Consider the following 5936-nt stretch of genomic DNA (forward strand, 5'->3'; position numbering starts at 1 on the left):
TTGCCAATACGTTGAACACCAGGCCTCGTAAAACGCTCAACTGGCAGACGCCTGCTGAGGCTCTGGACGAGTACCTAAAATCTGTTCAACAATCTAGTGTTGCGACGACCGGTTGAATCCGCCTTGACAGCCCTGGTCCGAATGTAGAGTCACACCTTCATGGTGTCGTTGCTGCAACGCCATGTCCAGTGCGCGTAACATCAGTTCGGTGTACAGATGGTTGGACATCGCCCAGCCGACGATGCGACGGCTGAACACATCCAGCACGACCGCCAGATAGAGGAATCCTTCACCCGTGGGTACGTAGGTCGCATCTGCGACCCACAGCACGTTTGTCGCGTCGGCACTGAAGTGCCGGCGCACCAGATCAGGCGCACGCCGGGCGCCTGCGCGTGGCCGTGTGGTACGCGGCCAGCGTCGCCGGCTTGCCCCGCAGAGACCCGCCATACGCATGAGGCGCGCCACCCGCTTGCGCCCCACGTGTACGCCTTCGCGCGAGAGCTGCGCATGGATACGCGGCGCCCCATACGTGCCGCGCGAGCTCGCATGTAGCGTGCGGATGTGCGCGAGTAGTTGCGCATCGCTACGTGTGCGCAACGCGGGCTCTCGCACCAGCCACGTGTAATAGCCACTCGTCGAGACGCCGAGCAGCCGTGCCATCATCGCAATGGGCCAGCGGGCCCGGTTCGCCTTCATGAATCCGTACCGCCCTTCGGTGGAACGGATCCCGTCTCCCTCGCGAACCAGGCTGCCGCGTGAGAGAGGATGTCGCGCTCCATCTTCAGTTGCCGGACTTCACGACGCAGCCGTGTGAGCTCCTGCCGTTCGGCTGTAGTCAGACCGTCATGCCGCACGCCTGTGTCGCGATCAGCCTGCGCCACCCAGTTGTAGATGGTCTGTGCAGTCGGCTCGAACTCCTTTTCCAGTTCCTCCGGCCTGCGTCCGGCCCTCACCAGCTCGACCATTTGCGCCCGAAATTCGGCCGGGTACGGGGTACGATGCTTGCCCATAATCGGCACCTCCTTCTCCAAAGGATAGATGTCCGTTTTTCTGGGTCAACTTCAGCCTTCCTGTTTCGTTCGGTGAAAAACGACAAGGTGGTGGCGCTGGCGTCCTACCTCGAAAATAAGGGAGTCCCTGTTTACTCGCCCCGGTCGAACATGTTCTTCGACCGGGAAGAGGTGCGCTTGATGATCGGCGCATTGATCTTCCTGTTCCCGCAGTTCTCGGCCGCGCGGAAGTGGAATGCAGATGCTCATCTGGCCATCTGGGACTTCTACGACCAGCGATGTTTCGCCCCGTTCGCCGACGAGCTGCGAAAGCCCGAGAATGCGCGGTTGCTGAGTTGGGCCCGCCCTTTAGCCAAGCGTCACCACACTTTGACGCAGAACACCGACTATTCGTTTTCGGGGCTCTTTTACCAGTTGCTCCAGTTCCCGCTCTTCTCGCGTTACCTGGACGAGAGCGCGTTGAGCGGGGTTGACAAGGGGCGCGCAGCCCATAACCTTGCCACCCTGTCGAAGCTGCTGGCAAAGTTCGAGTACCTGCACTATGTGAACGTTCTGAACGTCGAATTCCTCGACAAGAACCTCCGAGACCTCTTCAATCAGTTTTTCCGGTTTCTAGAAGAGGGCGGGATCAACGAGTACGAGGACGATGCCGAATACGCACCAAGCGGATGCGTTTCGTTCCTCACGATCCGCCAATCGAAAGGGCTTGAGTTTCCGGTTGTGGTCTGCGGATCCCTTGAGACTGTTCCCCGGAAGCAGCACACAGACCTGGATGAGGTGCTCCAGCACAACTATTTCTCAAAGCCGCCGTTCGAGCCACTTAGCCACACCAAGTTTTTCGACTTCCGACGGCTGTTTTACACCGCGTTTTCCCGGGCGCAAAACCTTCTCGTGTTGGCAACCGTGGAGCGCGAGGGACGAGGCCGCTCGCCGTCGAAATACTTCGACGCGCACTACAATGCGCTCCTACGCTGGCGTGACCCGGCCTTTCAGCCCGAAGCGATGACGTTCGAGAACGTCAAAGAGATCAATCTCAAACAGCAATACTCGTTCACGTCGCACATCACGCTGTTCGAAAACTGCGCCGAGCAATACCGGTTTTTTAAGGAACTCGAATTCAACCCGATTCGCGCCGGCGCGCAGTTGTTCGGTACGTTGGTCCATCAGACGATCGAGGACATCCATAAGGCAGCGCTCCGGGGTGAGGAGCACCTGATAGAGCCAGAGCAGATCGAACGATGGATGAGCACGAACTACGCCTACTTGTCCAAGCGCGAGCGCCAGTACCTGGCGCCCCAGACCTTGAAGGCGGTGCTGCGCCACGTGTTGCACTATTACGAGCGTGAGAACGGACATTGGGATCGCCTCAAGGAGGCGGAGGTGGACATTTCGCTGGTGAAGGACGACTACATCCTGATGGGTAGTGTGGACCTGATCCGTGGTGAGCAAGACACGGTTGAAATCATCGACTTCAAGTCCGAAAAGAAGCCGGACATGGAGAAGGATCGAGAGCGCTTGCGACAGTACCAGCGACAGCTTGAGGTGTATGCGCACCTGGTCGAGAAGCGGACGGGACAGACCGTCAGTCGAATGCACTTGTACTACACGGGCGAAGAAGGTGGCAATCCCTATGTAACCTTTCCGAAAAACGAGCGCACGATCGGCAAAACCATCGCCGGATTCGACGGCGTCGTTGCTCGTATAAAGGCCAAGGATTACACAATGCAGGCTCGGCCGGTCAAGCTTTGCGCAAACTGCGACATGCGGCCGTACTGCGATACAAAAAACTGGAAGTTCGAAGCGAAAAAATCACGAATACTCAGAAAGACCTTGATCTAATCAAATCCGAGGCTCCGAGCGACGTCGGTGCCTATGTATTCCAGCCTATCAAAGGCTATCCCATGTTGAACTGGCGAGGCAAGCGTCCGTTCACGTCCACATAGTACTACCCTGCGCAGTTGAAGGAGCAATACGGGACGGAGGTCGACGGCTGGCTCAATAAGATCTTCTGGGGTGACAATCTGCAGGTGATGAGCCACTTGCTGAAGAAGTATCGGGGCAAGGTAGAGCTGGTGTACATTGACCCGCCATTCGACTCCAAGGCTGACTATAAGAAGAACGTGAAGTTGCGCGGGAAGGAGGCCACGAACGACCAGTCGTCGTTTGAGGAAAAGCAGTATTCGGACATCTGGAATAATGACGAGTACCTCCAGTTTATGTACGAGCGTCTCGTCATTATTCGTGAGTTGATGTCGGACGACGCATCCATCTATCTCCACGTTGGCCCTAACATCAGTCATTACGTGAAGGTGATTATGGATGAGGTCTTTGGCGAGGAGAACTACGTCAACGAAATCATTTGGAGGCGCTCGTTCGGTCACAGCGACTCTGGCAAGTGCGGGATCATCCACGATGCAATCCTTCTGTACGGCAAGACGAAATCGCGTATTTGGAACAAGGTTTTTCATGCGCCCGACAACGAATACTTGGAAACGTTTTTTGATTGCTATGACGAGGAGCGTAAGGAGCGCTATCAACGTTTGAGTCTGTCAGCCGGAGGCCTAAGCGGGGGCGGATATGTGTACGAGTTCAAAGGGGTACGGGCAAACTGGCGTTGCCCGCGCGAATGATGAATGCCATGAAAAACAGGTTCAGGAAATGCTGCAGCCTGAGCCAGGCGGGAAATCCCGTGACAACAGCCACTGCGGACGGCGGAATGCCCGGGTAGCGCACGAGGAATTCCTGCACTGCCGGAACTTGCCGCAATCCCTGTGCGATGGCCACGCCGATCACGAGCAGCACGAATGCGATTGGCAATTCCCACAGCACGTTGACCCAGCGCTGACGGATCCGGATCCGCGGCACGACGCCCGCCTGCGGCGGCAGCCAGTGATTCAGGCGAACCCGGTCGTCCGCGGGGCTCAGACTTGCCTCCGCAGGGTCATGCGGGGGCGCCGGGTGAATGTGTGCCATCCTTTTCTCCTCCTTGCAGTCCCGCGGCCTGGTGATTCCGTCAGTCGCGCATCAACCGCATTGATTCAGGTTAGCCGGCCGGCCAACCATGCCCTGGGCCTCATGCCTGGGGCCTCGTGTCCCGCGGTTATGCCACTGGTGGCCAATCCGTAGACAGCGTCAAGCGGCACGGCCGGTCAGCGACAACTATTCTGGCCGGTCGACGGGTGTAATTGTCGCTGGCTAATTCATAGTTGTCGCTTCTCCATCGTAATTGTCGTCGGGTAATTGTCGCCGGCGCGCGCTCTGTTTGTCGCTGGCCTTTCGACGGCGATAGCTTTCAACATTCAGCTCGAAGATCGTCGAGTGATGGACGAGCCGATCAATGGCTGCGACCGTCATGCCAGGGTCGGGGAACACGTCATTCCATCCCGAGAATGGCTGGTTGGCCGTTATGAGAAGACTTTTACGCTCATACCTCTCGGCGATAAGTTCGAACAGCACACTGGTTTCGGCCTGGTCCTTACGCGCGTACGACAGGTCGTCCAGGATGATGAGATCAAACCGATCAAGCTTCGCGAGCGCGGATGGAAGCTGCAGGCTCTGACGCGCAGCCTGGAGTTTCTGGACGAGCTCGCTCGTGCGTGTGAATAGCACTCGATAGCCGGCTTCGATTAAAGCGTGTCCGATGGCTGAACCTAAATGACTTTTGCCGCCACCGGGGGGGCCGAACAGGAGAATCGTGGCGCCTTTCTCCAGCCACGAATCTCCGGTCGCCAGTGCCGTGACATGCGCTTTCGACACCATCGGCACCATGCTGAAGTCGAAGGTGGCCAGCGTCTTGGTTGGATCAAGATGTGACTCGGTACGATGCCGCTCGATGCGTCGTTTGGCACGTTCGGCCAGTTCGTGCTCAAGCAGCGCCCCAAGCAATCGCGTAGCCGGCCAGCCTTCCTTGTCAGAGCGCTCAACGAACTCGGGCCATAACCTGCCGATGGTCGGCAGACGTAGCTCGTTCAACATCAGGGCCAGACGGCCGTTGTCATGGGCAGGGGCGTTCATGCTGCCACCTTGTCGAGAAGCTCGTCATAGACCGCGACGGGTGGCATTTCGACTACCACCTCGGGACATTGGGCCTGACGCGGCGCGAATTCATCGCGCAACTGCTTCAGATCGGGCAGTTCGCCTGCTTCGAGCAAGGCGTCGAGCCGCTCGGCCAGCAACGCCTCAACGCCGTGATGTCCTGCGAGTTCGAGCAGCCCTACGATCGTCTTGCATGCCTGGCGTTGCGTCAGTTGCGTCTCCAGCTTCTCCCAGGTCCGTCGGTAGGCTTCACGGGGAAACAGCGCGTCGCGAAACGCAAACCCCCTGAACGCCTGCGGCTTGCGCTTGAGAGAATCGATGAAGTGACGATAGTCCAGCGCGTGGCGGTTGTCGGCGGCACGGGAGCCTCGCGGCGTACTGTGCACCAGCGCGCCCGACAGATAGCAGTCGAGCCGGTCACCATAGATCCGCACCTTTAGCCTATGGCCGATCAGGCGCGACGGTGCGCTGTACAGGATGCCGCGCACGGTGAATGTGCTGCAGCGGGTCACGAGTGCTTCTTCCTCGACGAAGTCAGTAGTGCGACGTACGGGTAAATCCTGCAACTGTGCGCGCTCAATGCGAAACGCTGCGGCGTTTCGCCGGTTCCGGCGCATCACCACCTCACGGATAAATTCATCGTAGGCGGCCCGGTCAGCGAAGTCGCGATGACCGCGAAGCATCAAGGCCTGGTCGACCGCTTCCTTCAAATACCGATGCGATGACTCCACGCTGCCGTTCTCCCAGTTATGGCCTCGAGGCCATATTCACGAGTATGGTGCAGTAAAAAATATGTGCTGCTCGATAACGAACTAGGCCAAGGCAGTACCTTTGTGGAAAGCAAACAGCACATATTATTCGGTTACAAGGTGCGGAGGAAGGTCATCAGGT

Annotated in this window: 6 protein-coding genes and 2 pseudogenes; 3 read left to right on the forward strand and 5 right to left on the reverse strand. The window is 58.0% G+C overall.

The features are described from left to right. Nucleotides 1-116 (forward strand): annotated as a pseudogene (locus VOM14_RS31555) (IS30 family transposase); the annotation flags it as partial. Here the strand turns inward: VOM14_RS31555 and VOM14_RS31205 are convergent. Both VOM14_RS31205 and VOM14_RS31210 read right to left on the reverse strand, forming a co-directional pair. Next, on the reverse strand, nt 94-696 hold the full coding sequence (locus VOM14_RS31205) for an IS3 family transposase (protein WP_327632560.1): 603 nt from the start codon (nt 694-696) through the stop codon (nt 94-96). The pseudogene VOM14_RS31555 and the gene VOM14_RS31205 sit on opposite strands and share 23 nt — an antisense overlap. Next, complete coding sequence (locus VOM14_RS31210) at nt 693-1031, reverse strand: transposase (protein WP_327632561.1); 339 nt, start codon at nt 1029-1031, stop codon at nt 693-695. Before VOM14_RS31210 ends, VOM14_RS31205 begins: the two co-directional genes overlap by 4 nt. 51 nt (nt 1032-1082) lie before the next feature. On the opposite strand from VOM14_RS31210, the gene VOM14_RS31215 reads away from it, so the two are divergent. Both VOM14_RS31215 and VOM14_RS31220 read left to right on the forward strand, forming a co-directional pair. Next, on the forward strand, nt 1083-2849 hold the full coding sequence (locus VOM14_RS31215; RefSeq protein ID WP_327632562.1) for a PD-(D/E)XK nuclease family protein: 1767 nt from the start codon (nt 1083-1085) through the stop codon (nt 2847-2849). A 119-nt stretch (nt 2850-2968) separates the two neighbouring features. Beyond that, nucleotides 2969-3640, forward strand: a complete 672-nt coding sequence (locus VOM14_RS31220) for a DNA methyltransferase (RefSeq protein ID WP_327632563.1) — start codon at nt 2969-2971, stop codon at nt 3638-3640. On the opposite strand, the gene VOM14_RS31225 is transcribed toward VOM14_RS31220, so the two are convergent. The 3 genes and pseudogenes from VOM14_RS31225 to VOM14_RS31235 all read right to left on the reverse strand — a co-directional run. After that, the gene (locus VOM14_RS31225; protein ID WP_327632564.1) at nt 3600-3983 is read right to left on the reverse strand and encodes a hypothetical protein; all 384 of its coding nucleotides are present in this window, start codon (nt 3981-3983) and stop codon (nt 3600-3602) included. The two genes, VOM14_RS31220 and VOM14_RS31225, sit on opposite strands and share 41 nt — an antisense overlap. A gap of 222 nt (nt 3984-4205) precedes the next feature. After that, nucleotides 4206-5024, reverse strand: coding sequence for an IS21-like element helper ATPase IstB (gene istB, locus VOM14_RS31230; RefSeq protein ID WP_327632565.1), 819 nt, complete (start codon nt 5022-5024; stop codon nt 4206-4208). Then, nucleotides 5021-5803, reverse strand: a pseudogene (locus VOM14_RS31235) (Mu transposase domain-containing protein); the annotation flags it as partial. The pseudogene VOM14_RS31235 and the gene istB, both read right to left, overlap by 4 nt. Nucleotides 5804-5936 lie beyond the last annotated feature (133 nt).

It is taken from the genome of Paraburkholderia sp. MPAMCS5, from assembly GCF_036016995.1.
Taxonomy (GTDB): Bacteria; Pseudomonadota; Gammaproteobacteria; order Burkholderiales; family Burkholderiaceae; genus Paraburkholderia.